23 protein-coding genes and 2 tRNA genes are annotated in these 26,229 nt (G+C 66.1%); 13 read left to right on the forward strand and 12 right to left on the reverse strand.

Annotation, left to right across the window (positions count from 1 at the left end; translation table 11 throughout):
• The first annotated feature begins 9 nt into the window (after positions 1 to 9).
• Positions 10 to 86: transfer RNA gene (locus VGD28_RS02665), tRNA-Pro, on the forward strand.
• 216 nt (positions 87 to 302) lie between these two features.
• Positions 303 to 719 (forward strand): DUF2147 domain-containing protein, encoded by a 417-nt coding sequence (locus VGD28_RS02670; protein WP_331026785.1) that lies wholly within the window; start codon positions 303 to 305, stop codon positions 717 to 719.
• A 17-nt stretch (positions 720 to 736) separates the two neighbouring features.
• Here VGD28_RS02670 and VGD28_RS02675 read toward each other — a convergent pair whose 3' ends face one another.
• The 6 genes from VGD28_RS02675 to VGD28_RS02700 form a co-directional block, all read right to left on the reverse strand.
• Complete coding sequence (locus VGD28_RS02675; RefSeq protein ID WP_331026786.1) at positions 737 to 3,253, reverse strand: hypothetical protein; 2,517 nt, start codon at positions 3,251 to 3,253, stop codon at positions 737 to 739.
• A gap of 144 nt (positions 3,254 to 3,397) precedes the next feature.
• Positions 3,398 to 3,847 (reverse strand): hypothetical protein, encoded by a 450-nt coding sequence (locus tag VGD28_RS02680; protein WP_331026787.1) that lies wholly within the window; start codon positions 3,845 to 3,847, stop codon positions 3,398 to 3,400.
• Positions 3,848 to 3,984: 137 nt separating this feature from the next.
• Positions 3,985 to 7,305: a TonB-dependent receptor domain-containing protein gene (locus VGD28_RS02685; RefSeq protein WP_331026788.1), complete on the reverse strand. Its 3,321-nt coding sequence runs from the start codon at positions 7,303 to 7,305 to the stop codon at positions 3,985 to 3,987.
• An 83-nt stretch (positions 7,306 to 7,388) separates the two neighbouring features.
• Positions 7,389 to 8,459 carry a FecR family protein gene (locus VGD28_RS02690; protein WP_331026789.1) on the reverse strand — a complete coding sequence of 357 codons (1,071 nt, stop codon included), beginning with the start codon at positions 8,457 to 8,459 and terminating at the stop codon, positions 7,389 to 7,391.
• Positions 8,456 to 9,004, reverse strand: coding sequence for an RNA polymerase sigma factor (locus VGD28_RS02695; RefSeq protein WP_331026790.1), 549 nt, complete (start codon positions 9,002 to 9,004; stop codon positions 8,456 to 8,458). The genes VGD28_RS02690 and VGD28_RS02695 overlap by 4 nt, the downstream gene beginning before the upstream one ends.
• A gap of 112 nt (positions 9,005 to 9,116) precedes the next feature.
• A tRNA-Ser gene (locus VGD28_RS02700) sits at positions 9,117 to 9,206 on the reverse strand.
• A 130-nt stretch (positions 9,207 to 9,336) separates the two neighbouring features.
• On the opposite strand from VGD28_RS02700, the gene hspQ reads away from it, so the two are divergent.
• The 4 genes from hspQ to VGD28_RS02720 all read left to right on the forward strand — a co-directional run bounded on the left by hspQ (position 9,337) and on the right by VGD28_RS02720 (position 11,255).
• On the forward strand, positions 9,337 to 9,717 hold the full coding sequence (hspQ, locus tag VGD28_RS02705) for a heat shock protein HspQ (protein ID WP_331026791.1): 381 nt from the start codon (positions 9,337 to 9,339) through the stop codon (positions 9,715 to 9,717).
• Between the two features lie 157 nt (positions 9,718 to 9,874).
• On the forward strand, positions 9,875 to 10,246 hold the full coding sequence (gene rplU / locus VGD28_RS02710) for a 50S ribosomal protein L21 (RefSeq protein WP_331026792.1): 372 nt from the start codon (positions 9,875 to 9,877) through the stop codon (positions 10,244 to 10,246).
• A 13-nt stretch (positions 10,247 to 10,259) separates the two neighbouring features.
• Positions 10,260 to 10,529 carry a 50S ribosomal protein L27 gene (gene rpmA / locus VGD28_RS02715; protein ID WP_331026793.1) on the forward strand — a complete coding sequence of 90 codons (270 nt, stop codon included), beginning with the start codon at positions 10,260 to 10,262 and terminating at the stop codon, positions 10,527 to 10,529.
• 171 nt (positions 10,530 to 10,700) lie between these two features.
• Positions 10,701 to 11,255 (forward strand): GNAT family N-acetyltransferase, encoded by a 555-nt coding sequence (locus VGD28_RS02720; RefSeq protein WP_331026794.1) that lies wholly within the window; start codon positions 10,701 to 10,703, stop codon positions 11,253 to 11,255.
• Here the strand turns inward: VGD28_RS02720 and VGD28_RS02725 are convergent, their stop codons facing one another.
• The 6 genes from VGD28_RS02725 to VGD28_RS02750 all read right to left on the reverse strand — a co-directional run bounded on the left by VGD28_RS02725 (position 11,256) and on the right by VGD28_RS02750 (position 20,049).
• The gene (locus VGD28_RS02725; protein ID WP_331026795.1) at positions 11,256 to 11,801 is read right to left on the reverse strand and encodes a thermonuclease family protein; all 546 of its coding nucleotides are present in this window, start codon (positions 11,799 to 11,801) and stop codon (positions 11,256 to 11,258) included.
• The gene (locus VGD28_RS02730) at positions 11,798 to 13,102 is read right to left on the reverse strand and encodes an MFS transporter (protein ID WP_331026796.1); all 1,305 of its coding nucleotides are present in this window, start codon (positions 13,100 to 13,102) and stop codon (positions 11,798 to 11,800) included. The genes VGD28_RS02725 and VGD28_RS02730 overlap by 4 nt, the downstream gene beginning before the upstream one ends.
• Positions 13,103 to 13,229: 127 nt before the next feature.
• Positions 13,230 to 14,696 (reverse strand): TolC family protein, encoded by a 1,467-nt coding sequence (locus tag VGD28_RS02735; RefSeq protein WP_331026797.1) that lies wholly within the window; start codon positions 14,694 to 14,696, stop codon positions 13,230 to 13,232.
• Positions 14,693 to 17,878: a multidrug efflux RND transporter permease subunit gene (locus VGD28_RS02740; RefSeq protein WP_331026798.1), complete on the reverse strand. Its 3,186-nt coding sequence runs from the start codon at positions 17,876 to 17,878 to the stop codon at positions 14,693 to 14,695. The genes VGD28_RS02735 and VGD28_RS02740 overlap by 4 nt, the downstream gene beginning before the upstream one ends.
• A 12-nt stretch (positions 17,879 to 17,890) precedes the next feature.
• Positions 17,891 to 19,075 (reverse strand): efflux RND transporter periplasmic adaptor subunit, encoded by a 1,185-nt coding sequence (locus VGD28_RS02745; RefSeq protein WP_331026799.1) that lies wholly within the window; start codon positions 19,073 to 19,075, stop codon positions 17,891 to 17,893.
• Between the two features lie 110 nt (positions 19,076 to 19,185).
• Entirely contained in the window at positions 19,186 to 20,049 is an 864-nt protein-coding gene (locus VGD28_RS02750; RefSeq protein WP_414714454.1) for a metal-dependent hydrolase, read from the reverse strand.
• Positions 20,050 to 20,095: 46 nt separating this feature from the next.
• Between VGD28_RS02750 and VGD28_RS02755 the strand changes: the two genes are divergently transcribed.
• The 7 genes from VGD28_RS02755 (at position 20,096) to VGD28_RS02785 (ending at position 26,228) form a co-directional block, all read left to right on the forward strand.
• The gene (locus VGD28_RS02755) at positions 20,096 to 20,719 is read left to right on the forward strand and encodes a helix-turn-helix domain-containing protein (protein WP_331026801.1); all 624 of its coding nucleotides are present in this window, start codon (positions 20,096 to 20,098) and stop codon (positions 20,717 to 20,719) included.
• Between the two features lie 7 nt (positions 20,720 to 20,726).
• Complete coding sequence (locus tag VGD28_RS02760) at positions 20,727 to 21,965, forward strand: alpha/beta hydrolase (RefSeq protein ID WP_331026802.1); 1,239 nt, start codon at positions 20,727 to 20,729, stop codon at positions 21,963 to 21,965.
• Between the two features lie 6 nt (positions 21,966 to 21,971).
• Positions 21,972 to 23,021: a GTPase ObgE gene (gene obgE / locus VGD28_RS02765; RefSeq protein WP_331026803.1), complete on the forward strand. Its 1,050-nt coding sequence runs from the start codon at positions 21,972 to 21,974 to the stop codon at positions 23,019 to 23,021.
• Between the two features lie 51 nt (positions 23,022 to 23,072).
• On the forward strand, positions 23,073 to 23,864 hold the full coding sequence (locus VGD28_RS02770) for a MipA/OmpV family protein (RefSeq protein WP_331026804.1): 792 nt from the start codon (positions 23,073 to 23,075) through the stop codon (positions 23,862 to 23,864).
• A gap of 41 nt (positions 23,865 to 23,905) precedes the next feature.
• Positions 23,906 to 25,009 (forward strand): glutamate 5-kinase, encoded by a 1,104-nt coding sequence (proB, locus tag VGD28_RS02775; RefSeq protein ID WP_331026805.1) that lies wholly within the window; start codon positions 23,906 to 23,908, stop codon positions 25,007 to 25,009.
• On the forward strand, positions 25,006 to 25,911 hold the full coding sequence (locus tag VGD28_RS02780; RefSeq protein ID WP_331026806.1) for an SDR family oxidoreductase: 906 nt from the start codon (positions 25,006 to 25,008) through the stop codon (positions 25,909 to 25,911). Before proB ends, VGD28_RS02780 begins: the two co-directional genes overlap by 4 nt.
• A gap of 71 nt (positions 25,912 to 25,982) precedes the next feature.
• Positions 25,983 to 26,228, forward strand: a complete 246-nt coding sequence (locus VGD28_RS02785) for an acyl carrier protein (protein ID WP_331026807.1) — start codon at positions 25,983 to 25,985, stop codon at positions 26,226 to 26,228.
• Position 26,229: the final 1 nt, after the last annotated feature.

Here is a 26,229-nt window from a genome sequence, read left to right on the forward strand (position 1 = left end):
TGCCTCGGTCGGGGCGTAGCGCAGCCTGGTAGCGCATCACACTGGGGGTGTGGGGGTCGCAGGTTCGAATCCTGTCGCCCCGACCAACAAGCTTCGAGGCGGACCTGCCGCCTTGTCCTTTCCTGACAGCTAGAGCGAGCCGATTCGCAGACGCGGAGCGGCGACCCGCGACCCGCCAGTGGCGCAATCATCTGTTGCGCGCACGCCCGGCGCCGGTTACTTACATTGATGTAAGTTCATCGCCTTTGTCGTTGGGGGGATCCGATGTCCACGCGCACGCCGCCTTGTCCGGAACCTGCGGCATGATCCGCACGCTGTCGATCGTCACCGGCCTAGCCGCACTGGCATTGCCTGCGGCTGCGCGCGATCTGACCGGGACCTGGGCGACGGGCAGCGCGGGCGGGCGGGTCCAGATCTATCGCTGCGGCGATGCGCTGTGCGGCAGGATCATCGATGCCGCCCGGCTGCGCACCAATCCCGGCCTGACCGACGAGCGCAATTCAGACCCCAAATTGCGGACGCGCCCGCTCAAGGGTCTGGTCGTGCTTCAGGGCTTCACCGGCGGCCCGGCCGAATGGCAGGGCGGGCCGGTCTATGATCCGGAAACCGGCAGCGGCGCGCGCAAGGGCTATCTCAAGCTGCTGCCCGACGGCAGGCTCGAGCTAAAGGGCTGCGTCGCCTTCTTCTGCCGGACCAAGGTGTGGACCCGGGTGCGCTGATCCGTCGCGGCGGAATCCTATAGCCGCTTGCGCAACGTCAGCCGGATGATCCGGCCGAGCGGATCGATCTCGTCGCGGCTGAAGCCGGCGGGTATGGTCCCATCCTGTAACGTCACGCGGCGATAGCCGTTGAAGACGTTCTGAATGGCGAGCGTGATTTTCAGGTTGTCCAGCAACCCACTCTTGCGGGTCTGGCCGGCCAAGTGCTCGGGCTCGACGAACAAAGTCAGGTTGAAGATCACGGGCGGCTTGGTGTTGAGGGTCCGGTCGCCATTCTCGACACGAGAGGCGCCGCTCCAGTTCCCTCCAAACGTCGCGCCCCAACCTCGCTGGCCGGCTGTCGTCTGAAACGACAGGGAGTGACGGGATTGGCCGCTCTGGGTGAGTTGATCGATCACGGGAACGCCCGGATGGGTCAGCAATTCGCTCTTCAGCCGCCAACGGTGCCTGAGCGAAAAGCTGAGCTGCGTGGCATTCGCAACCGGTTTGCCCGGAAAGCGCAATGCAACGCTCGAGGACAGCTCGGAATCGGTCGCGCGGGCGATGTTGATCGGGCGCGCATCGACCGCGATCAGCCGCCCATCGGCATCGCGAGTGACGCGTTCGGGAAAGGCCGCTTCGATGACGGGTGTCAGTTCGGGGAATCCAGCGACACCGCCTTTGGCCGTGTCCTGCCGGTAGGCTGCGTTCAGTGTCACGGTTTGGTTGCCCAGCGGGCGCACCATCGCCTCCAGCGCCAGGCTTTGCTGGCTGCCGCGCCCTAGCGCTGGATTTCCGCCGGTTATCCAGACCGGTTCAGCGACCTCGCCGCGCGAATAATCGAATATCCGGTTGATCGTCGTGACGATCGGATCGTCAAGCTGCCCGAACGACGGCGCGGTCTCGGCATGGCCGATCGACCCCCGAAACCGGAGGTTCCGGGTGGGGGACCAGTTGAGGTCGCCGCCATAGCGCTTTTGCAACCGGCTACGCGTCATCGTCTGCGCGCTCGCGGTCAGATCAAGGTCCAGGCTTCCGAGGGACATTATCTCCCCTTCGCCTGGACGGGAAAGCGGCAGACTCAGGCCGAACGCCCCGTCCAGCCGCTCGAGCGCCGACCCGCTGCGCACAGCGGAGCCACCGAGATTGTCCCCTTGCCGGCTCTCGGACCGGCTACGCCCCGCATTCACCGAGAGGTTGGCGGTCACAGGCCCGGCGGGCAGGTTAAGGACATTCCTTTTGACGTTGAGTCGGGAGGTGATGCTCTCGCCTCGCGAACGATTGCGGCGCGCGAGCAGTAACCGCTCGTCCCACGGCCTATAAGGGTTGAAGGCCGGATCAGCGCTATCGAGCAGTTGCTGGGCGCGTGTGGCATCGATCCCGCTTTCGAGCAGGCTGCGCGTCCAGCTTCGAGAATAGCTGGCGGAGAAGCTGGCCTGCCAATCGCCGATCATGCCCGTCAACGACAGCGACGTGCCGATCGATTCGGAATCAGTATTGCTGCGCAGCGCGCGCGCCCCCGCAAAGGGCCGCGTCAAGAGCACATCGCCGGCAAAGGGGGACCAGGGGCTGTCGGCGGGGACGATGATCGATGTCATCGGTAGGCCGCGCATCGCGCGGCTTGAGCTGCGGCTGGCGTCGGCGCTCAGGGAGACCGAGAAGGATCCGAGAGGGCGGGTCAAACCGATGCCGAGCGCCATGCTGCGCCGCGATGGCAGCAGTGTTTCGAATTCATTCGGATCGAGCGCATGGCTGTCGCCAACAGTGGCGATGAAATCGGCGAGCAGAGGCGCCTTCGACATGGCGCCGGGCGGGATGGCGGCAGTCGCGACCGGTCTTCCGGCAAGGTGGCTGAGCGCCGGATCGACCTCACCACCTTCAGGCGCGGAAACATAGCCGGTGCCGTCAAATGTGCCGGGGCGCGGGGGAATATTTCTAGCACTCTTGCGCAGGGCGCTGTCGTAGCTGGCGCGCGCCTGCACATTCCAGCGCGCCGGTCCGTCAATCGCCGCCCGGCCGACAGACAGGCTCCCACCATATTGCCCGCCCCCCGTCGCCAAGCTGGCGCCGGCATCGGCATTTAGGCTCGAAAAATGTTTCTTGAGAACCAGGTTGACGACCCGCTGACCGGAAGGGTGACCATAGCGCGCAGCTGCCTCTGGCTTGAGCACGGCAAGGCGGTCCAGCGCCTCGGCGGGAAAGGCCAAGATCGAACGGTCGAAACCTGCGGGTTGACCGTTGATGAGAAGGACCGGCTCTTCTTCGCCATCGCCGATGATCGGCTGAAGACGCCTCAGCAAATCCTGGATGCTGTCGGCACCATGGCTGGCGATCTCTTCCTCACTGAATTCGGATTCCGCGGCCACCTTGGCTTCGCCGTAGCGCCGGCCGACGACGAGGATTTCGTCCGGACCCGAAAGATCGCCCGGCGGGGCAGGCTCTTTCGAGTCTGCCACCGCACGGACGCCCCCTTTATCATTCTGTGCCCCGGCTTCGGGGCAAAACGTCAGCGGCAAGGCGATGGAGAACAGCGAAACGAGGCGAGTCGAGCTCATCGCAATACGCACGCAATGTCACCCCACGCCCAGCTGCCACGCCCCTTCGTCGGGCCGCGGCGAAGCGGGCGCACGAAACCGTGCGCCCGCCAACACTCCTATTCCAACGTCATAGCCTCAGGCATGACGATTGATACCCTCGCCTTACGAGGCCGACCCCACGATCGTGCAATCCGGGGTGCCCGGCGTCGCGGTCGGCAGGAAGGTGTCGATCAAGAACTCCGTCCCGTCCCAGGTCGCGGAGATATCGCCCGAGCAATCGCCGGCAGTGATCGTGTTGACGTACACGCCATGCACGGTGAACGTCCCGGTGCCGGGGCCGGTGCCCGGGGTATAGGTGTAGTTGTAGGGATTGCCGGTGAAGCTCAGCGCGGCACAGAACGGATTCCCGGCAGTCAGCGAGACATGCACCTTGCCCGGGGTAGTCGAATTCACGTCAAGCCCGACGACGCAGTTCAGCTGAATGCCCTTTTCCACAGTAGCATTGCCGGAATAGACACCAGTCGGCGCGGTCTGCGCCATCGCCGCGGTGCTCGCAAACTGCGCACCAACAAGGGCCGACGAGAACATGACGAGTTTAGCCAACTTATTCATGATCATCTCCTAGCGTTTATTTATATCATTCTTGCTCAGCGCGAATCGCCTAGCAACTACATTTTATGTAACTTTGAATTTTTCGTCAAATATCCAGACTCCTTCTTATATTTACTTAAATTGATCTTAATCCGACGTCAGAAGCGCTTCGTGATGTTGAACCCGAAGATTCTGGGATCCAGCGTGAACACGTTCGAGGTCAGCCCGGTGTCGTCGGAGTTGATGAAGAAGTCCGTGATCGGCGCATCGTTGAGCACGTTCTTGACGTAGAACTGGAACACCAGGTCGGACGCGGGACGTGCGAGCGTGACGGCCGCGTTGAGGTTACCCCAAGATTTCAACCGGTCGATTTCGGTGTTGTAGATGCGCGCAAAGCTGCTCGACTGGCGATAATAGTCACCGCGAAACGTCAGCTCCCAATCACCACCATCGATGAAGAAGGTGTATTGGGCACCGATATTTCCGGTCCAGCGCGGCGCGTTAGGCAGCTCGTTGCCACTTACATCGGCAAAGAAGCCGCGTCCGCCATTGGGCGCGCCGCTGCCGCCCTGGTTGATGTTCAGGCCCACCGTGGCGGGATTGTAGGGCGCGAACGGATCGTAAGTGAAGCCGTAGAGTGCGTAGAGCGGGAACTTGGTGCTGACCGCCGGGTTGAAGCTTCCGATCCGGTTCGCGCCCGGACAAAGCGCCGCGAGCGCCACCTCATTCTGAGTGGGCAGCAGGCGCTCGACCAGCACGCGCGGCGCGATGCAGTTCGACGGAACCTGAACCCAGGGACGCAGCACCACCCAATCCGGATTGCCCTGCGTCCGGTCCATCACATCGATCGATTGCGACCCTTTACCAAGCCGCGTCCGGAGATAGCCGAAATTGGCGTCGACGCGGAACGCCCGGGAGGGGCGCCAGGCGGTTTCAAGCTCGAGGCCCCAGGTCGTCGCGTCGAAATTCTCGTTGTACGCAATGCGATCGACGATCTGCGAGATCTGGTAATCCTTGTAATCATAGAAGAACCCGGTGGCGTTCAAGGTGAAGCGCCCGCCGTCGAAGCTGTTCTTCACGCCGATCTCGAAGGCGTTGAGAAATTCGGGCCGGAAGGTCTGCGGCAGGAACTGATACTGCACGACCTGCGGATTGAAGTCGACGCGCGGCGGGTTGGTGCCGCCGCCCTTGTACCCGCGGGCGGCGGAAAGATAGACCAGCGTCTCGTCCGTGAAGTTCAGGTTCGGCTTCCAGTCGAGTACCGCGCGTCCGGTGAACTCGCCCCATTCCTGCTCGATATCGGGCAGCGCGGGATAGCCGCTGTTCACGCGTCCGCCGGTCGTATCACCCGGAAAGCTCGTCTGCGTGCCACCGCCCAGCAGCAACTGGCTCGGCACCTGATCGGACCTCTTGCGGTCGCGCGTGTAGCGCGCGCCTAGGGTCAGCTTCACATCGCTGCTGATCTTCCAGTACAGCTCGCCGAACAGGCCCAGGCTCTTGATCCGGATGCCGTTCTGGCTGAGGAAGTAATTGTGTCCCTGGTTGTCGAGCCGGTCGATCGGGTTGCGATCGACATAGGGACACTCGCGCCCTTCGAAACCGAGATCGCAGGGCCGAAGCGATGGGTTCTGCACCGTTCCGCCCTTGCTGTAGTACCAGTCAGCAATAAGCGTGAACATGTTGTTGAAGACGTAGTAATCGTCCTGCGATTTGAAATCGAGATAGTTGACGCCGACGTTGAAGTTGACCGGACCGTCGAAGCTGGACTGGACGCGCAGCTCCTGCGACCATTGCCGGTTGTTCGAGCGGCTGAGGTCCGCCGACATCATACGGTCCGAACAGCCCAGCTGGGGATCACAATAGATGCCACCCGGCGTGGGCAGCAGAGCCGTATTCACCCAGCGCCCGAGCGAATCAACCATCGGCTGCGACGAATCATTGAAGATCGGGTTGGTGACGAACCGGTTATAGTCCTGGGTCGAGTAGAAAAAGTCCTTCGAATAAGCGGTCTGCGACACGATCTGCAGCCCATCCATCGGCTCGAACTCGAGGTTCAGCTGAACCACGTCGTTCTTGGCCCGGAACTTGGGATCGTAGCTCGTCGAAACTTCGCGCAGGTTGCGCGATTGCGTCACACCGGCAAAGGGATCGCCGCTCTTGAGCGCACCGACAAGGGGGCCGCCGCGCAACTGGGGATGGCTGTAGTTCGGCTGATAGCCCAGAACGATGCCGGCCGGAATCTGAAGATAGACGAGGCTGCGGCCGTTGGGCACGCCATAGGCGGCATCGTCATAGAGAGACCCGGGCAGACAGCCCTGGCTCAGCTTGCCGCGCATCCCGGGCGTCGGGACCAGGACATTGCCGACCCGCTCGGGTCCCGGATCGTTGGTGCACAGTTGCTTGCCGGTGCGGGAACGGTCGTCGTCTTCCTCGAAATGCTGCCAGATCGCGTTCACGCGAAACCGGTCGCTGGGCTCCCATTGCACCGACACGCGGGTCGACCACAACTCACGCCCGTTGACGCGCCGCTGGGTAAAGGTGTTGTAGTCAAACCCCTCACGGCTGGTGAAGGCGCCTGCAAGACGCACGCCCAGCGTGTCGCTGAGCGGTACGTTGAGCATCGCGTTCGCGCGCATCGTATCGAAATTTCCGACCTCCAGCCGCACCTCCCCAGCCAGATCGCGACCCGGAAGCGCCGGGATCATGTTGACCACGCCGGCCGTGGCGTTGCGGCCATAGAGCGTGCCCTGCGGCCCGCGCAGCACCTCGACCCGCTGCATGTCGAAGAATTCGGACTCGAACAGCCGGTTCCTGACCAGCGGCGTGTTGTTGAAGCTCACCGCCACCGCCGGGTCGCTCGACGCCGAGATCGCCTTGGTCCCGACCCCGCGGATCGAGAAATTGTACATGCTGAAGTTGCTCTTCGAGAAATTCACGTTCGGGATCGCGCGCAACAACTCCGAACCGCCCTCAATCTTGCGGTCGTTCAGCGCGCTTGCCGACAGGGCGGTGATCGCAATCGGAACGTCGGTGATCCGCTCCTCGCGCTTCTGCGCGGTCACGATGATCTCATCGTCATCCTCGGCCACGGCATCCTGCGGCACTACCGGCGCCGGCGCAGGAGCCGGCGTGGGCACCGGCACGCTGGCCGCCGGCTGCGCCGCATTGGTGGCCGGAACGATCACATAGATGCCGCCGTCGCGGCGAAAGCGCATGCCGGTTCCGCGCAGCAGCGTCTGCAGCGCAGCTTCGGGGGCGGCGCGCTGGCGATAGCGCGCGCTGCGCTTGCCGCGTAGCGCGCTGCCGTCGAAGATGACCTGGACGCCCGAAGTCCGGGCAAAAGCGCGCAGGGCACTGCCGAGGTCCTGCGCCGGGATATCGAAATCATAGACCTGTTGCGCATAAGCCGGCGACGCTGTCGCACTGGCAATCAACGCAACACTCGCCAGTCCGGAAAGCAAATACGGCCTATGCGACATCATCATCTCCCCCAATGTTCAAGGGGGTCGATTGATATGCCCCTCTGTTTCTAGAGACGCGGGTATGCCGGATTCGCGCCCATCTATTTTGAAGCGAGCGGTTCCCTGCCGCTGACGAGCGTGACCTTGCTGTTCTCATACTTCGCCGAGAGCGGAAACAGCGTGGTCATTCCCCGGACGAAGCTTTGCGTGTCGCCCGCGTCGAACACGCCGTTCACCAGCAGGCGGCCCGCCGCGACGTCGCCCACGACGATCGGCGTGTCGGTATAGCGGTTGATGCGCTCGACCGCCCGCGCCAGCGGCTCATCGACGAAGTCGAGCCGTCCGTCTTCCCATGACAGCGAACGGTCCATCTTTGCAGGCGCGACCTTGACGGCCCCCGACGACAGATTCGAGACCAGTTCCTGACCTGGCAGCAGCTGCTCAGTCGCCCGCGCCGCCCCGGCCGGCTTGGGCGTCTTGGCGGCGGCGGCCACCCGGCCGGCGACCGGCTGGGCAACCACCTCGACCTCACCCTCGTAGAGCAGCACGCGCATCTGGTCGCGCAGCAGCTCGACGCTGAAGGCGGTGCCGGTTGCCACCACGGCCTGATTGCCCGCGGCCACGGTGAACGGCCGCAGCGGATCCTTCGCCACGTCGAACTTCGCGCGGCCGCGCTCGAGCCGCAGCGCGCGCCGATCGTCCGAATAGGCGACCACTACCCGGCTCGATGCGTCGAGCGAGATGCGCGAGCCGTCCTCCAGCCGCACGATCCGCCGCTCGCCGATGCCAGTGCCGTAGACGTCAGCCCCATCGGCGAAGAACCACAAGCCGCCGAGCGCCATGAGGAGGATCGCGGCAACAGCGGCAAAGGCGCGGAACCAGCCTGAGCGGCCGTAGGACGACACCTCGTCGCGATCCCGCGCGCTCTCCATCGTCGTCAGCGCCTTCGCGCGAAGCGACAGGAAGCCTGGCATCTCGGCGATCGTGTCGGTCCCCTTCCACACCGCCACCATCTCGTCGAACACCTGCTGGTGACGGGGATCGGCGCGGATCCAGGCGTCGAACTGCGCCTGCTCCGGATCGGTGAGCGCGCGATCGGCGATGCGCCAGCACCATTCGGCGGCCTGCTCCTCATAGCCCATCGGCGCGCCGTCATCGGTCAGCGGGATCATGCCCGGCCTCCCATACGGCGCGCAAGGAACACCAGCGCGCGGGAAATATGCTTCTCGACGGTTCGCACATTATATCCGAAATTGTCCGCGATCGTCTGCTTCTGGATGTTCTCGACGCGGTACAGGATGAAGATCTGCTGGGTCGGCTCGGGCAGCGCCTGGATCGCCGCCCACAGGATTCCGATCGTCTCGCGCGACGCGGCGATGCGATGCGGATCGAGGATATCGACCCCGATCCCGTCCTCCTGCTCGAACGAGGCGCGATAGGCCGCGCGCACGCGATCCCGGCGCGATCCGTCGCGGAGGAGGTTGGTTGCCACGCGGAAGATGAAGGCCTCGGTCGATTCAACCGCATCGATGTTCGATTGCGCCAGCCGCACGAACACCTCCTGGGTCAGATCCTCGGCCTCGGCCGGGCTGGCCACCCGCCGCGAGAAGAACGCCACCAGCGCCGGCCGGAATTGCCGCACAAGTCGTTCCAGATCTGACACCGCCTCGGCTGCCACCTGCTGCCCTATCCCGCCGCTCCTGCACTTATGACGCACATATAGCCGGTTCGCGCCCAGGAATCTTCAAACCCGTGATATCGATTTGACGCTGCGGAATCCGGGGGTTTGCGCCGTACAGGCCGGGTGGGCCGCACCGATGAGGCGTAAGTGGCGGAGAGGGTGGGATTCGAACCCACGTTACGGTTCCCCGTAAACCGCATTTCGAGTGCGGCGCGATCGACCACTCTGCCACCTCTCCGCGAGGGGATCCGGACGCGGCAACAGCCGGTCCGGTCAGTCGAGCGCGGGCCTCTAGACCAAAGATTCCACCCGCACAAGCACCCTCCCGCACTTCTTGTGCGGCGCGCAATCCGCACTAGATTGAAGGCATGACTCGCGCCCACGACTTTCTCGATCTGTCCACCGCCGGCGTACCCGTGCCGCCGGTCGCGCATGCGCGCTTCAATGTGGGCGACGTGGTGAAGCACCGACTGTTCGATTTCCGCGGCGTGATCTTCGATATCGATCCGGTCTTCGCCAACAGCGAGGAATGGTATGAGGCGATCCCGGAGGACGTGCGCCCGCGCAAGGACCAGCCCTTCTACCACCTGCTCGCCGAGAACGCCGAATCGAGCTATGTCGCCTATGTCAGCCAGCAAAATCTGGTCACCGACGACAGCGACGAGCCCATCAACCACCCCGCGATCGGCGGGTTGTTCGATCACTACAGTGACGGCCGCTACCAGCTGAAGCGCGAACACCGGCATTGAGGCTTTGGTAACGCGCGTTGCGCGTTCTGCGGCGTCGACAATCCGGGTGAAAGCCCGGCATAGAGGTTGACTTCAGGCCGTGATTCGCATAGTCGCGCCCTTCCTCCCGCCGGGCCAGGCCTGCGCGGACACATGCTTTTGAATTGAGAAGAGGCCCATGTTCGCAATCGTGCGCACGGGCGGCAAGCAATATCGCGTTGCCGCTGGAGACAAGATCGTCGTCGAGAAGCTCGACGGTGAAGCAGGTTCGTCGATCACGCTGGGCGACGTTCTGCTCGCCGGCGAAGGTTCGGAGCTCAAGCCCACCGACGGCCTGACCGTTTCCGCCGAGATCATTGCGCAGGCGAAGGGCGAGAAGGTTATCGTCTTCAAGAAGCGCCGCCGGCACAACTACCGTCGCAAGAACGGCCACCGCCAGCAGCACACGATCCTGAAGATCACCGCGATCGGCGCGCAGGAGAAGAAGGCGAAGGCGAAGAAGGCCGATGCGGCGCCGGCGGAAGCCGCTGCCCCGGCTGCGGAAGCGTAAGGAGTAACGCGAAATGGCACATAAGAAGGCAGGCGGCTCTTCGCGTAACGGCCGCGATTCGGAATCGAAGCGCCTTGGCGTGAAGAAGTTCGGCGGCCAGCTGGCCATTGCCGGCAACATCCTCGTCCGTCAGCGCGGTACGAAATTCTATCCGGGCGTCAATGTCGGCATCGGCAAGGATCACACGCTGTTCGCGCTTACCGACGGCCGCGTACGATTCCACGACGGCAAGCTCGGCCGCAAATTCTGCTCGATCGAGATGATTGCGGAAGCAGCCGAGTAACATAGGGTAACCAGCCGGGTTGCCCGCCAGGGCGATCCGGGTCCCCGCTTCAGGGGACCGCAAAAGGGAGACGGGTCGCCCCGGTCTCCCTTTTTCTTTGCTCCCTCCCATCCTGATCGTCGCTGTTCCGTCATCAAACCGGGCCAGTGGCGACACGCGAGGAGAGTGCAGATGTTCGCGAGAACGCAAAGACTGATGCTGCGGCCCGGCTGGATCGAGGATGCGCCCGAGCTGGCGCGCGCGATCGGCCATCACGAGGTCGTCCGCAATCTCGGCCGCGCCCCCTGGCCCTACACGCTCGGCGACGCGCAGGCGTTCTTGTCCGGACCCGAGCGCATGCGCAAGACCAGCTTCCTGATCTGCGCGCTGGAGGACGGGAACAGCCGGATCGTCGGCGGGGTCGGTTTCGGCCCCTACGACAACGAGCCCCATGAGATGGGCTATTGGATCACGCCCGACGCCTGGGGCCGCGGCTATGCGACCGAGGCGGGCCGGGCGGTGATCGCGCTTGCCAGGACGTTGCGCGTGCCACGGCTCGCCGCGGGCCATTATGTCGACAACCCCGCATCCGGCCGCGTGCTGCGCAAGCTCGGCTTCCGGCCCACGGGCCGCGTCGTCCCCCGCTATTCGCGCGGCCGCGGGGGCGAGGTGCAGTGCGTCGAATATGAGCAGCGCCTGTCGGGCGAGGGGCGCAGCGACGATCCGTGCGATCGAATGGCGGCCTGACTAGCTGGCCGGAACCGGTGGCGTGCTGCGCGGATGCGCGGCGCGCCATTCGGCCGGCCGCTGGAAGGTGCCGCGCCAGATGCCGCGCTTGGCGGCACGCGCAGCGGCCTCCTCAACGGCATGAAGGCCTTCGCGCTCGCCGTCCCCGCTGACCGCCCAGCCCTGTGCCACCAGTGCCGCGCCGATGTCCGCGATCCCCTCGACCGAGCAGGTCGATATCGCCCGGCCGAAATTGTCGGTCGCGTGCGGCTCGCACACCAGTTCACCCCTGCCCGTCAGCGCCGCCAGCGCCTTGCGCGCCTCGACGCCGCAATGCCATTCGCTGCCTTCGGGCGTGCGGCACGGCTGATGGAACTCCACCGCATCGATACCCTGGAGCCTCACCGTCCGCTCCCCGATCTGAAGGCTGTCGCCATCCACCACATGGACCTGCTTGCCGTCAGCGGTGAGCTGTTCGGGCGGCGCGCGCAGTTCGGCGATCACCAGCATGATCAGGAACAGCAGCGCCAGCACGGCCAGTTGCCGCAGCCATCGCCCGGGTCTCATGCCGCCGGCACCTCGCGCGCATAGGCGGCCGAAAGCTGGCGATAGGCCCGCGAGTTGAACGCCGCGATTGCGACCAGCACCCCGATCAGCCCGGCGATCGTGAATACCAGCGCCATCCCTCTCTCCGGCCCGCGGCCATACCAGTCGCCGATCGCGTCGGCCCCTGCCCCGGTCGTCATAAAGGGAATGAACACGAACTGTGTGAGCGGCGCAATCAGGAAGGCAGTGAGCGGCGACGCAGCCTGTTCGATCGACTGGGCAAAGCCGAATACCCTGCCCTGCCGCTCGAACGGCACTACCTTCTGCAGGGTGGTCTGCTCCGCCGCTTCGGCATAGGGGCCGAGGAACAGCCAGATGAAACAGCCCGCAGCCAGCAGCGCGATCGACGACTGGATGGTGAATACCGCCGCCACCGACCAGACGATGACGTTGACCAGAAGCAGCGTTCTGAGCGGATTACGCCCCAGCCCCGTGCGCGAGATCAGCAGCCCGGAAAGGATGAAGGCGCAGGAAACGAACGCCCAGAGCAGCCCCCAATGCTCGACCTTCATCAGCGACAGGCCATAGGCATCCATCAGCGCCATGAACACGCCGCCGAGCAGGTTGTTGAAGGCGGCGAAAAAGATCAGCGCGAACAGCCCCGGCACCGCGCCGACCACCCGGATCGTGCCCGCCAGATCGATGCGCTTGGGCCGGCCATGCGTATCGGCGGGAACCTGCTCCTCGACGCGCACGAAGGCGAGATGGAGCATCGCCAGCGCCGACAATGCGATCGCGAAGCCCAGCGTCGCAGCCATCCCGCCCCAAGCGACGAGGAAGCCGCTGATCGCCGACGTGGTCAGGAAACCGATCCCGGTCACCATGCCGACCAGCCCATTGGCCTTGTCGCGCCGGTCCTCGGGCACCAGCAGCGTCACCAGGGTCGGCAACGCGATGTTGCGCAGATTGCCCGCGATCACGCCGAGCATCACCGCGAACAGGAACAGCCACAGCGGCGCGGCGGCGATCCGCCCCATGCTGCCCTCGGCCGCAAGGAAATAGCCCGCGAGCGACAGCGCATAGAGCAGCAGCGAGGCGGCACTGGACGCCATCATCACGCGCGTCTTGCGGTGATGATCGACGAGGCTGCCGAACCAGATCGCCAGCGCGGCGGTGAGCACGAGGTACATGCCCGCGATCATCCCCGTCGCGAACACCGACTTGGTCTCGAGGAACACCCAGAAGGTCACCGCGAACCACACGGTCAAGTTGGTGATGCTCGCGACCAGATTGTTGATCAGCAGATGATGAAACGGGGTCATGCGGTCCTCGGGGTGGCACGATGGCTGTTCGCACGCGCCAGCGCTACCCCCAAAGGACGGAGCCGGACGCCCGCCACCGTCACGCTACACGGCGGGCATCCGGCTCCTGGGGTTCAGGGCCTTCGCCCTAAGGGGTAACCGCCGCGGCCTCGCGCCGCACGGGAACCGGAGCATCTTCCCAGCCGCCGCCCAGCGCCTTGAACAGAGCGACCTGGGCCTCGGCCAGTGCTGCGTTGCTAGCGGCGAGCGCGGCGCGCGCGCTGGCGCGATCGCGCTCGGCGTCGATCCGCTGGAGCAGGCTGTCGCGGCCCGCCTCGAAGCGCAGGATCGCAATCCGCGCGGCATTGGTCGCCGCCGTATCCGCGCGGCGCAGCGCCACGTTGCGCTCGATCTCGCCCGAATAGCGCGCCAGCGCCTGCTCGACCTCGCGCAGCGCGGTCAGCACCGTGCCGTCGAAGGCCGCGAGCGAGCCTTCGGCGCCGGCCTCGGCCTGGCGGATCTGCGAGCGCGCCGCGGTGATGTTGGGGAAGCTCCAGCTGAGCAGGGGCCCGAGCGAGAAGTTGAACGACGAGCTCTTGCCGAGATCATCAAGGCTCTGCGCGCCCAGCGACACCGACCCCAGCAGACGGATCGACGGATAGAGCGCCGCCGTCGCCACGCCGACCCGCGCGGTATCCGCCGCAAGCTGGCGTTCGGCCTGACGCACATCGGGGCGCCGCGCGAGCAGCGCCTGCCCGTCGCCGACCGGGATCAGCTCCGAGACGCCTGGCGGGGTCGCGCACGCGCTCGCCTGCGTATCCAGCTCGGCCGGCGGCTTGCCGGTCAGCGTCGCCAGCGCATAGAGCGCCGCTCGCCGCTCGGCCTCGAACGCCGGAACCTGCGCGCGGGCGTTCTCGGTCAGCACCCGCGCCTGATCGATGTCGCGCGCGGTGCCGCGCCCGGCCTCGACCAACCGCTGGGTCAGCTCGAAGGTGCGCGTCTGGAGCCGCACCGTTTCGCGCGCCACTTCGGCCTGCGCCGCAAAACCGCACGCCGAGGCATAAGTCCGCGCCGTCTCCGCTGCGACCGCCACGCGCGCGCCGTCGAGCGCGGCCTGCGCCGCTTCGGTGTCGCCGCGCGACGCCTCGATCGAGCGGCTCACCCGGCCGAACAGGTCGACTTCATAGGATGCGTCGAACCCGACCTGGAACGAGTCGAACTCGAACCCGTCCACGCCCGGGGGAAGCTGGACGCCGGCCTGTCCGGCCGCGCCGATCCGCTGGCGGCTATACTGGCCCTGCACCGTCGTTCCCGGCAACCGCTGGCCGCGTGCCTCGGAGAGGATCGCACGCGCGCGCTTCAGGTTCGCCGATGCTTGGCGGATGTCGGTGTTGTGGCTCAGCGCTTCCACCACCAGCCGGTCGAGCACCGGGTCCTTGAACAGGCGCCACCATTCGCCCTCGACGGCCCCCGGCGACACCTTGGTCATGCCGGGGTCGACAAAGGCCGCAGCTGCGGTGGGCGGCGTCTCGGGCCGTTCATAGTTCGGCCCCACCGCGCAGCCCGCGAGCAACGAACCCGCAAGCAACGGAGCAATCAGATTGAGGCGCTTCATTCTGCGGGCTCCGCAACAGGGTCTTGGGGTTTGTGGCGCAGCTTCGCGACCTGAGCCTTGGTCCAGTCGCCGAACTGGCGGCTGATCACGTAGAAGGCCGGGGTGAAGATCAGGCCGAAGATCGTCACGCCGATCATGCCGAAGAACACCGCGACGCCCAGCGCCTGGCGAAGCTCGGCCGCCGCGCCGCTCGCGATCACCAGCGGCAGCACGCCCAGGATGAACGCGATCGACGTCATGATGATCGGACGCATGCGCTGGTGCGCTGCCTGCTCGGCCGCGGCACGCGGATCGAGCCCTTCCTCCTCGCCCTGCCGTGCGAACTCGACGATCAGGATCGCGTTCTTCGCTGCCAGGCCGATCAGCACGACCAGGCCGATCTGGGTGAGGATGTTGTTGTCCATCCCCATCAGGTTCACGCCCAGGATCGCCGCGAGCAGACACATCGGCACGATCAGGATCACCGCCAGCGGCAACACCAGGCTCTCATAGAGCGCGGCGAGCAGCAGGAAGACGAACACCACCGCAAGGCCGAAGGCGATCACGCCGGTGTTGCCCGCCTGGCGCTGCTCGAACGCCAGCTCGGTCCATTCGAAGCCCATGCCCTGCGGCAGGGTCTGCGCGGCAAGCTCCTCCATCTGGTCGAGCGACTGGCCGGTCGAGTAGCCCGGCTTGGTGTCGCCCATCAGCTCAGCCGCCGGATAGAGGTTGTAGCGCACCACGCGATACGGACCGCTGTCGTTCTTGAGCTCCATCACCGAGCTCATCGGCACCATCTCGCCCGAAGCCGAACGCGTCTTCAGCATCTGGATGTCGGAGGCGTCGTCGCGATAGGGCGCGTCCGCCTGCGCCGTCACGCGATAGGTGCGGCCCAGATAGTTGAAGTCGTTGACATAGGCCGAGCCGAGGTACGAGCCCAGCGTCGAGAAGATGTTCGCGACGGGCACGCCCATCCGCTCGGCGCGTTCGCGGTCGACATCCGCGGACAGGCGCGGCGTGCCGGTGTTGAACAGCGTGAAGGCGCCGGCAACGGCCTCCTTCTGGCCAGCGCCCATCATCATGCCCATCGCCGCTTGGGCGAGCGCATTATAGCCCTGCCCGCTGCGGTCCTGCACCATCATCTTGAAGCCGCCGCCGGTGCCGATGCCCGGAACGGGCGGCGGTGCGATGACCATGATGTCGCCGCCCTTGATCCCCGCGAACGCCGGATAGAGCGCCTGCTGAATCTCGTCGGCGTGCTGATCGCGATCGGCATGCGGCTTGAGCGCGAAGAAGATCACGCCCGCATTCGGCGCTGTCGAGAAGCTCGCGCCATCGAGGCCGGCGAACCCGATCGAGTTCTGGACCCCCGGCAGCTTGCGCGACTTCTCGATTGCCTCGCGCACCACTGCGTCCGTGCGCTGGAGCGACGAGCCCGGCGGCAGCGAGACCACGCCGATCAGATAGCCCTGGTCCTGCGGCGGGATGAACCCGCTTGGCGTGGCGGTGAAGCGCCAGCCGGCGACCAGGATCAGCGCGACATAGACCACGCCGACCACCAGCAGCACGCGCACCAGCCGCGCGGTGAGGCGGCTGTACTTGTGCGACAGCCAGCTGAAGCCGTTGTTGAAGCTGCGACCCAGCCGCGTCGGTAGCCCGCGCCAGCCGGGCGCGGCGTCCTTGTCGTGCTCGGGCTTCTTCAGAACGATCGCGCACAGAGCGGGCGAGAGCGTCAGCGACACGAAGGCCGAGATGATCGTCGCCGACGCGATGGTGATCGCGAACTGCTGGTAGAATGCACCCGAGATGCCGGGGATGAACATGGTCGGGATGAACACGCCGACCAGCACCAGGCTGATCGCGACGATCGCGCCGGACACCTCGTCCATCGTCTCATGCGCGGCCTCGCGCGGGGATATCCCCTTCTCCTCCATCAATCGCTCGACATTCTCGACCACAACGATCGCGTCGTCGACGACGATGCCGATGGCGAGAACCAGGCCGAACAGCGACAAGGTGTTGAGCGAGTAGCCGAAGGCAAGCAGCACCGCAAAGGCACCGACCAGCGACACAGGGATGGCGATGATCGGGATGATCGCAGTGCGCCAGCTCTGCAGGAACACGAGCACCACCAGCACCACCAGCACCAGCGCCTCGATTAGCGTGTGCTGAACCGCGGTGACCGACTCCTGGATATATTCGGTCGGGTTGTAGTCGATCGAATATTTCATGCCCTGCGGGAAGCTCTTGGCAAGCGTGTCGAGCTCGGCCTTCACCGCCTCGGCGGTCGCCAGCGCGTTCGAGCCGGGCATCTGGAACACGCCCATGCCCACCGCGCGCTTCTCGCCAAGATAGCCGTTGAAGCTGTAGTCCTGCGCACCGAGCTCGACCCGGGCCACATCGCGCAGGTGCGTGAGCTTGCCCTCGGTATCGCGCTTGACCACGATCGCCCCGAACTCCTCGGGCGTGGTCAGGCGGCCCTTGGCCTGCACGCCCAGCTCGAAGGCAGGGCTGGCATTGCCATAGGGCGGCTGGCCGACCGAACCGGCGGCGACCTGCAGGTTCTGCGCGCGGATCGCGTTGACCACCTCGTCCACGGTCATATCGCGCGCGGCGGCAAGCCCGGGGTCGATCCATACGCGCATATTATAGTCGCGGCCGCCGAACGCGAGCGCCTGGCCGACGCCGGGCACGCGCGCGATGCGGTCCTGCACCTGCAGCGTGACGTAGTTCGAGATATACTGGATATCGAGGCTGTTGTCGGGCGAGGTGAAGAACACGACCATCAGGAAGTCGGGCGAGTTCTTGTTCACCGTGATGCCCATGCGGCGCACGTCCTCGGGCAGGCGCGGCTCGGCCTGCTGGACGCGGTTCTGCACCAGGACCTGTGCCTGATCGACATCGGTGCCCTGCTTGAACGCGACCGTGATCTGCGTCTGGCCGTTACCGGTCGACGACGAGGTCATGTAAATCATGTTCTCGACGCCGTTGATCGTCTGCTCGATCGGCGCGGCAACGGTTTCGGCCAGCGTCTCCGCGCTCGCGCCCGGATAGGTGGCGGTCACCACCACCGTCGGCGGGGCGATGCTCGGATATTGCGCGACCGGGAGCGAGGGATAGGCGATCGCACCGATGATCACGATCAGGATCGAGAGCACCGCCGCAAAGATGGGCCGCTCGATGAAGAAATGAGGAAATTTCATCGCTGCGGTCCTTTAGCGGACGGTGGCTTGGCCCGACGCCGGCTCGGCGGTCGGCGCGGTCGGCGCGGCCTGCTTGGTCGGATCGGCCTTGATCGCGCCCTTGGTCGGCTTGACCGGCGCGCCCGGATGCAGGCGGCCGAGACCGGTGATGATCACCTGATCGGTCGGCGCAAGCCCGTCACGTACGATGCGCAGCCCTTCCACCTTCGCGCCGATCTCAACCGGGCGCGGGGTGGCCTTGTTGTCCTTGCTGACGACATAGACGAGGCGGCGGGTCTGGTCGGTGACGATCGCCTCATCGGGGATCAGCATCGCCTTGTAGGTGCCCGAACCCAGCAGGCGCGCGCGGCCGAACATGCCCGGAGTCAGGAAGCGCGTCGGATTGGGCACCTCGGCATAGGCGCGGATCGTGCCCGAATTGGGATCGACCGCACTGTCGAGGAAGCGCATCCGGCCGTTCCAGCGATACTCGCTCTCGTCGGCGAGCTGGATCTGCACCGGGTTGGCGGTGTTGCGCGAAGAACCGCGCTCGCCACGCTGATCCTGGCGCAGGTTCTTGAGGTAGAAGCTCTCCGCGCCCTCGAACTCGAAGCGGATCGGGTCGATCGAGACGATGCGGGTCAGCACCGTCTGCCCGTCGGCCACCGAATCGCCGATGCTAACCTTGCGATCCGACATGCGGCCGCTGAACGGCGCACGCACGGTGGTGAAGCCGAGGTTGAGCTGCGCCGCGTTCGCCGCCGCACGGCCGGCCGCCAGATCGGCGGCGGCGGCACGTTCGGATGCGATATTGGTCTCGAGCTCTTCCTTGCTCACCGCCTGCGCGCTCGCCAGCGCGCGGCTGCGCGCGGTCACCTGGCGGGCGTTGGTCAGCGCGGCCTGGGCACGGGCGATCTGCGCCTGCGCCTGGGCGAGCTGCGCCTGATAGGGGCGCGGATCGATCGTGAAGAGCGGCTGGCCCTGGCGCACGTCCTGCCCGTCGCGGAAATGGATCGCGGTGATGACACCGTTGACGCGCGCGCGGATCTCGACGTCCTGCGGGGCGACAAAGCGGCCTGTATAATCGTCCCAGTCCACGACCTCGCGCTGCAAGGGGGTTGCGACGGTAACCTCTGCCGGAGGCGGTGCCGGCGGCGCTTCGCCGCCTCCGCAAGCCGAAAGAAGAGCCAGCGCCAGAATGGCAATTGCAGACCGCATTATTCGTAATCCCCTTTGCTGCGTCGCGGCAATTGGGGGGACGAAGCGGAGGTTTCAACCCCGCAACGGATAATTTCTGAAATTTTCCGTTCAGTAATTCGGGTATGGTGTCAGGCTGCTGCCACAACGCTGGGCATAAGTGCCGCTGAATACTCGCTTTCCGCCAGCTGGATCAGGTTGCGATCGTCATGGTTCCACGGATGGAAGCCGGGCAGGAAATAGCTCAGCCAAGCCGGAATCATGCGGCGGACGATGCCCGGCGAGACGAGAAGATACCTTGCGAGTCGCGCCTTGGCGCGCCAGCCGGTGACGCCGTCCTGCGCCATCAGGTCCAACGTTCCCTCGATCCGGTGCGCCCAGAAGGTGCCGCTGATCAGCAGCATCGTCAGCGCCTTGATCTTCCAGCGCCGCCACCGGCTCATGTCACGAGTCGCATGCAGGAAAGTGTCGTAGGCGACGCCCTTGTGCTCGATCTCCTCCAGCGCATGCCAGCGCCACAGCTCGCGGTTCTCGGCATCGGCGCCCTCGAGATGTCGGGAATTGCGGATCAGCTCGGCGGCAAGGATCGCGGTGTAATGCTCCAGCGCCATCGTCGCGGCGAGCTGGACGATCGCCGGCCGCGCGCGGGCGATCTCCAGCACCTGATCCACCCGCGCCTCCAGCCGGGTGATATCGTAGCCGTGATCAAGCACCCGCTTGTTGAACGCGACATGCTCGCGGCTGTGCACCACTTCCTGAATGGTGAACGCCTTGATCTCGCGCGCGAGCTTGTCGTCCACGCCCGCGCGGAATGCCTTCACGCTCTCGATGAAGAACGCCTCGCCCTTCGGGAAGGTCACCGACAGTGCATTATAGAAGGCCGTCCCGACCGGATCGCCGCCCAGCCACAGCCGGTCCTGCACCTGCCCGCGCCCGAAGCGCCGGTCGCGCGGATTGATCGTCAGATCGGCGGGAGTCTTTGCGTTCGCCACCATTTTCCTCCAAGGCAATTGCGAAGGAAACTATTTCTTACTTACATCTATGTCAATAATCCCTCTTCCCGAACGCAAACGGCTCACCCCCGAGGAGTCACGCGATGCCGCGCTCGAGGCCGCGCGGGCGATCCTGATCGAGGCCGGGCCGCAGGCGGTGACGCTCAAGGCCGTCGCCGCGCGCATCGGGCGCACGCATGCCAACCTGCTTCACCATTTCGGCTCGGCCGCGGGACTCCAGCGCGCGCTCGCTCGCAGCCTGGCCGAGAATGTCTGCGCAAAGATTGTCGGCCTGATCCAGGAAGCGCATGCCAGCGACGAGGCGCGGACCGAGGCAAAGCCGCGCGAAGTGGTCGATCTCGCCTTCGACGCGTTCGACAAGAGTGGTGCCGGCGCGCTCGCCAGCTGGATGATCCTCTCGGGCAACGAGGATGCGCTCGACCCGATCCTCGACGTGATTCACCAGCTGGTCGATCAGATCGCCGCGGTGGAGGGGGAGGAAAGCAGCGTCGCGCTGCGAGAGGACACGCTCAGCCTCGTCCTCATGGCGATGGGCGACGCGCTGCTCGGCGAGAACCTCGCGAAGTCGCTCGACCTACCCCGGGGCGCGGCGCGCGAGATCGCGCTGCGACAGCTCACCGCCTCGCCGCGCTTCCAGAAGATTTGGGGCTGATCTCATGTTGCTTACTGCGCTTGCGATCGCCGCCCAGGCGGCCACCCTTCCCTGCCAGCCCGGTGCCTATGCCGGCCCGGACGGCCGCTTCATGGTCATCATGGAGCGCTCCGACACCGCGCAGACCGGTGCGTGGCGCTGGTGGGCAGACGACGGCCGCTTTGGTCTGACCAACGACGGGACTGTCACCTGCCGCGGCGACTCGCTCGATGTGAAGCAGGTCGCTTACAGAAAGATCGCGGTCCGCCTCACGCCGACGAAGTTCAAGAGCGGCGATCTTACTCTCAACGGTCTGCTGATCGAGCCGCCCGCTGCGCCCGGTGCCAAGCCCCCGCTCGTTGTCACCGTTCACGGCTCGGAGCGCAACGCCGCGGTTAAATACGCGCAATACCCCTGGATCCTCGCCGCGCAGGGCATTTCCGCCTTCGTCTACGACAAGCGCGGCACGGGTGAATCGCAGGGCACGTACAACCAGAATTTCCACGCCCTCGCCGCCGATGCCGCCGCCGCTTCGAAAGAGGCCAAGCGCCTTGCCGCCGGCCGCTATTCGCGCTTCGGCCTGCTCGGCGGCAGCCAGGGCGGCTGGGTCGCCCCGCGCGCCGCGAACGATGCCGGGGCGCAGTTCGTCGCGGTCGGCTTCGGCCTGCTGATCGATCCGCTCGAAGAGGACGCCTCGCAGGTCGCTGCCGAACTCACTGAGGCTGGGTACGGCGCGGACGTGCTCAAGCAGGCGCGCGAGATCACCGACGCCACCGGCGACCTGATGGCCGAGCATTTTCTCAAGGGCTACGAACAGCTCGCCGCGGTCAAGGCGCGTTACGGCAAGGCGCCGTGGTTCGCGAAGATCAAGGGCGAGTTCACCGGCGGCCTGCTCGCGCTCGACGAGGCCACGCTGCGCCGCGAGGGCGCCGCCAAGTTCGACAATCTCGACCTCGACTGGCGCTATGATGCGATGGGCTGGATGCGCAAGGTCAAGGCCCCCCAGCTCTGGGTGATCGCAGCCGAAGACCGCGAGGCCCCGCCCCAGACCACGGTCGACCGGCTGCAAACGCTGCGCCGCGAAGGCCATCAGATCGCCATCGTCCGCTTCCCCGCCACCGACCACGGCATGGTCGAGTTCACGCAGGCTGCAGACGGCACGCGCACCACCACCCGCGTCACCGACGGCTATTTCCGGCTACTCGGCGATTGGATCAAGGGCAGCACCAGGCCGCCCTATGGCCGCGGCGAGTTCCTCACTAAGTAGAGTCACATGCACTTTCTCGACCAGGCCAAGATCTATGTCCGCTCCGGCTGGGGCGGCGGCGGCGCCGTGTCCTTCCGACGCGAGAAGTTCGTCGAATATGGCGGCCCCGACGGCGGCAATGGCGGCAAGGGCGGCGACATCATCTTCGAGGCGGTGGCCGGCCTCAACACCCTGATCGACTTCCGCTACACCCAGCATTTCCGCGCCCAGCGCGGCATGGGCGGCATGGGCACCAACAAGACCGGCGCGGGCGGCGAGGATCTCATCATCAAGCTGCCCGTCGGCACCCAGATCCTGGCCGATGACGACGAACGCACGCTGCTCGCCGACCTGACCGAGGTCGGCCAGCGCATCGTGTTCCTGAAAGGCGGCGACGGCGGGCGCGGCAACGCCAGCTACAAGACCAGCACCAACCGCGCCCCGCGCCAGCACGGCACCGGCTGGCCGGGCGAGGAGGCCTGGGTGTGGCTGCGGCTCAAGCTGCTGGCGGACGCCGGTCTGGTCGGCCTGCCCAATGCCGGCAAGTCGACCTTCATCAACGCCGTCACCAATGCGCAGGCCAAGGTCGGCGCCTATGCCTTCACCACCACCCGGCCGCAGCTCGGCGTGGTGCGCCACAAGAACCGCGAGTTCGTGATCGCCGACATCCCCGGCCTGATCGAGGGTGCGGCCGAAGGCGCCGGGATCGGCGACCGCTTCCTCGGCCATATCGAGCGGTGCAAGGTGCTGCTCCACCTCGTCGATGCGAATGACGAAGACGTCGCCACCAGCTACCGGATCGTCCGCGACGAGCTGGAAGCGTACGGCGCGGGCCTCACCGACAAGCAGGTCGTCATCGCGCTCAACAAGATCGACACGCTCGACGACGAGCTGATCGCAACGCTCTCCGCCGAACTGGAGGATGCCAGCGGCGCCCCGGTCATCCCGATCAGCGGCGCCAGCGGTGTCGGGGTCGACTGGGCGCTCGACAAGCTCCTCGAAGCGATCGGCCCCGAACGCGGTCAGGTCGCTGACGACGACGAAGGCGAAGTGCCGGTGGAGTGGTCACCGATTTAGGGAACCTATAGCCACCTCGGGGTTTACCACGAAAACTCAGGGGTTTGCCCGATGTTCCTCCGACACGCCGTCCCTGCCCTTCTTCCCGCAATCGCCTTCGCTTTTCCCGCCCATGCGCAGGAGGAAGTCGCTCGCGAACCTTTCCGCACGCGCGTCACGCTCGGTCCGCAACTCATCCCCAGCCATCCCGGTTCGGACAAGGTGTCGCTGCGCCCGTTCGTCGATGTCACGCGCGCACGCGGAAAGAACGAGTTCGAGTTCGAGGCGCCCGACGAAAGCGTCGGCTTCCCGGTCCTGCGCACCTCGGGCTTCTCGATCGGCCCGGCGCTGGGGTTTGAAGGGAAGCGCGACGCGGATGCCCTCGGCGCTCCGATCCACAAGGTCGGCTTCTCGGTCGAGGCCGGCGCCTTCGTTCAGACCTGGATCGCCGACTCGCTGCGTGTCCGCGCGGAAGGGCGCAAGGGCGTCACCGGCCATCGCGCCTGGACCGGCAGCGTCAGCGCCGATTATGTCGCGCGCAAGGGCGACGACTGGCTGTTCTCGATCGGCCCGCGCGTGACTCTCTCCGACACCAAATATCACCGCGCCTATTTCGGCATCACCTCCGGCGACTCCGCCGCGTCGGGCCTCCTGGCCCATGATCCCAAGGGCGGCGTGCAGGCGGTCGGCATCACCGCGGGCTATCTGCATCAGCTCTCGCCGCGCTGGGGCATCGCCACCTATGCCCGCTACGACCGGCTCACCGGCGACGCCGCGGAGTCGCCGGTGGCGCGCACGCTCGGCTCGCGCGACCAGTTCGCGGGCGGCATCGCGCTCAGCTACACTTTCGGACCGCGCAGATAACATCGTTGGCGCGCCCGCCGCCGCGCGCTAAGCGCGGGGTGATGCACCTCTTCCCGCCTGCCTCCTGCCCGCGTCTCGTCGTCAAGATCGGCTCGGCGCTGCTCGTCGATCCGGAGGGCGCGATCCGCCGCGGCTGGCTGGACGGCATCGTTGCCGACATCGCCGCGCGCGTGCAGGCGGGGCAGCAGGTCGCCGTCGTCTCCTCGGGCGCGATCGCGCTCGGCGCGCGGCGGCTGAAGCTCGCCAAGGGCGGCCGCGCCTCGCTCGAAGACGCGCAAGCCGCCGCTGCGACCGGCCAGATCGCTCTATCGCAGGTCTGGGCCGAAGTGCTCGCTGCCAACGGCCTTACCGCCGCGCAGATGCTGGTGACGCTCGACGATCTCGAGGATCGCCGCCGCTATCTCAACGCCGCCGCCACGCTCGGCCGGCTGCTGTCGCTCGGTGTCGTGCCCGTGATCAACGAGAATGACAGCGTCGCGACCGCCGAGATCCGCTTCGGCGACAATGATAGGCTCGCCGCACGCGTCGCGCAGGCAGCGGATGCGCACGGCGTAGTGCTGCTCAGCGACATTGACGGTCTCTACGATCGCAACCCCGCGCTACCCGGCGCGGTCCATATCCCGCTGGTCGACCGAATCGACGGACGGGTCGAGGGGATGGCTGATCGCGGTTCCGCCTCCGGCATGGGCTCGGGCGGGATGGTCTCGAAGATCGAAGCGGCGCGGATCGCCGCGTCGGCGGGCGTGTCGCTCGCCATCGCCAGCGGCCGGATCGATCGCCCGCTCTCCGCCGATGCGCGCCACACCATCTTCATGCCCGAAAAGCGGACGCGCGCGCGGAAAGCGTGGCTCGCCGGGCGCCTCACCGCCAAGGGCAGCATCCTCGTCGATGCAGGCGCGGCGAAGGCGCTGACCGAGGGCCGCAGCCTGCTCGCGATCGGCGCCACGGCGATCCGCGGCATGTTCTTCCGCGGCGATCTGGTGACGATCGAAGGCCCCAACGGCCCGATCGCCCGCGGCCTCTCCGAATATGACGCGCCCGACGCGCGGTCGATCCTCGGCACCCGCAGCGAGGATCAGGGCGAGATTCTGGGATATGCGCCGCGATCCGCACTGGTCCACCGCAACCATATGGCGCTGCTGTGACCACGCTCGCCCTCACCGGCGCCACCGGCTTCGTCGGCAAGGCAACGATCGATCACGCGCTCGCCCGCGGGATGCATGTCCGCGCGCTCACCCGCCGCGACCAACCGCCGCGCGAAGGCGTCAGCTGGATCGCGGGCGATCTTGAGCATGAGGAAGCACTCGCCCGGCTCTCCAGCGGCGCCGATGCGGTGATCCACATCGCGGGGGTGGTCAACGCGCCCACGCCCGAAGGCTTCATCCGCGGCAATGTCGACGGCACCCGCCATATGGCGGCCGCCGCCGCATCGATGGGCGTCAGGCGCTTCGTCCATGTCTCGTCGATGGCCGCGCGCGAGCCGCAGCTCTCGCAATATGGCCGGTCCAAGGAACGCGCCGAGCAGGCGGTGCGGGATTCCGGCCTCGACTGGACGATGATCCGCCCGCCCGGCGTCTATGGCCCTGGCGATCTCGAGATGCGCGACATTTTCCGCATGGCGAAGCGTGGCTTGGTGCTGCTCCCGCCCAACGGCCGCATCTCGCTCATCCATGTCGCGGATCTGGCGCGGCTGTTGGTGACCCTCGCCCTCACCGACCCCGGCCGTCACATCTACGAATGCGATGACGGCATCGACGGCGGCTACACGCACCACGAATTCGCGCGCATGGTGGGTCAGGCGGTAGGCAAGCGCCCCCTTCCCCTCTCCGTCCCGCGCGCGCTGCTTCACCTCGCGGGTCAGGCCGACCGCTTCTTCCGGGAGGCCAACGCCAAGCTCACCCCCGACCGCGCCGCCTATCTCAGCCATCCCGACTGGACCGCCGATCCCAGCCTTCGCCCGCCGGTCGAGCTGTGGGCCCCGCAGATCTCGACCCCTAAGGGCCTTGCGCAGACCGCGGCCTGGTACCAGGCCGAAGGGCTGCTGTGATCCGCCCCATCCTCACCCCGTTTCCGCCGCAATCGCTTGGCACTTGGCGGCAAGCCAATTAAGGACCGCGCATGAGCGACCGCACCCAGATTTTCCAAACCGTCTCCGGCCTGATCGAGCCCTTCAACAAGAAGGGCATCGACCTTGCCGATTCCACCACCTTCGCCGGTGACCTGGAGTGGGACAGCCTCACCGTGATGGACTTCGTCGCCGCGATCGAGGACGAGTTCGACATCATCATCACGATGAACATGCAGGCCGAGATCGAGACCGTCGGCCAGCTCGTCGACGCCGTCCAGAAGCTCAAGGCCGCCTGAC

Origin of the sequence: Sphingomonas sp., assembly GCF_036402235.1 — a bacterium.
In the GTDB taxonomy this organism is placed as follows: Bacteria; Pseudomonadota; Alphaproteobacteria; order Sphingomonadales; family Sphingomonadaceae; genus Sphingomonas.

Excerpts from the sequence above, each read along its gene's own strand:
- VGD28_RS02670 (WP_331026785.1), top strand. The coding sequence starts at position 303 with ATGATCCGCACGCTGTCGATCGTCACCGGCCTAGCCGCACTGGCATTG.
- VGD28_RS02675 (WP_331026786.1), bottom strand. The coding sequence starts at position 3,253 with ATGAGCTCGACTCGCCTCGTTTCGCTGTTCTCCATCGCCTTGCCGCTG.
- VGD28_RS02680 (WP_331026787.1), bottom strand. The coding sequence starts at position 3,847 with ATGAATAAGTTGGCTAAACTCGTCATGTTCTCGTCGGCCCTTGTTGGT.
- VGD28_RS02685 (WP_331026788.1), bottom strand. The coding sequence starts at position 7,305 with ATGTCGCATAGGCCGTATTTGCTTTCCGGACTGGCGAGTGTTGCGTTG.
- VGD28_RS02690 (WP_331026789.1), bottom strand. The coding sequence starts at position 8,459 with ATGATCCCGCTGACCGATGACGGCGCGCCGATGGGCTATGAGGAGCAG.
- hspQ (WP_331026791.1), top strand. The coding sequence starts at position 9,337 with ATGACTCGCGCCCACGACTTTCTCGATCTGTCCACCGCCGGCGTACCC.
- rplU (WP_331026792.1), top strand. The coding sequence starts at position 9,875 with ATGTTCGCAATCGTGCGCACGGGCGGCAAGCAATATCGCGTTGCCGCT.
- rpmA (WP_331026793.1), top strand. The coding sequence starts at position 10,260 with ATGGCACATAAGAAGGCAGGCGGCTCTTCGCGTAACGGCCGCGATTCG.
- VGD28_RS02720 (WP_331026794.1), top strand. The coding sequence starts at position 10,701 with ATGTTCGCGAGAACGCAAAGACTGATGCTGCGGCCCGGCTGGATCGAG.
- VGD28_RS02725 (WP_331026795.1), bottom strand. The coding sequence starts at position 11,801 with ATGAGACCCGGGCGATGGCTGCGGCAACTGGCCGTGCTGGCGCTGCTG.
- VGD28_RS02730 (WP_331026796.1), bottom strand. The coding sequence starts at position 13,102 with ATGACCCCGTTTCATCATCTGCTGATCAACAATCTGGTCGCGAGCATC.
- VGD28_RS02735 (WP_331026797.1), bottom strand. The coding sequence starts at position 14,696 with ATGAAGCGCCTCAATCTGATTGCTCCGTTGCTTGCGGGTTCGTTGCTC.
- VGD28_RS02740 (WP_331026798.1), bottom strand. The coding sequence starts at position 17,878 with ATGAAATTTCCTCATTTCTTCATCGAGCGGCCCATCTTTGCGGCGGTG.
- VGD28_RS02745 (WP_331026799.1), bottom strand. The coding sequence starts at position 19,075 with ATGCGGTCTGCAATTGCCATTCTGGCGCTGGCTCTTCTTTCGGCTTGC.
- VGD28_RS02750 (WP_414714454.1), bottom strand. The coding sequence starts at position 20,049 with ATGGTGGCGAACGCAAAGACTCCCGCCGATCTGACGATCAATCCGCGC.
- VGD28_RS02755 (WP_331026801.1), top strand. The coding sequence starts at position 20,096 with ATGTCAATAATCCCTCTTCCCGAACGCAAACGGCTCACCCCCGAGGAG.
- obgE (WP_331026803.1), top strand. The coding sequence starts at position 21,972 with ATGCACTTTCTCGACCAGGCCAAGATCTATGTCCGCTCCGGCTGGGGC.
- VGD28_RS02770 (WP_331026804.1), top strand. The coding sequence starts at position 23,073 with ATGTTCCTCCGACACGCCGTCCCTGCCCTTCTTCCCGCAATCGCCTTC.
- proB (WP_331026805.1), top strand. The coding sequence starts at position 23,906 with ATGCACCTCTTCCCGCCTGCCTCCTGCCCGCGTCTCGTCGTCAAGATC.
- VGD28_RS02785 (WP_331026807.1), top strand. The coding sequence starts at position 25,983 with ATGAGCGACCGCACCCAGATTTTCCAAACCGTCTCCGGCCTGATCGAG.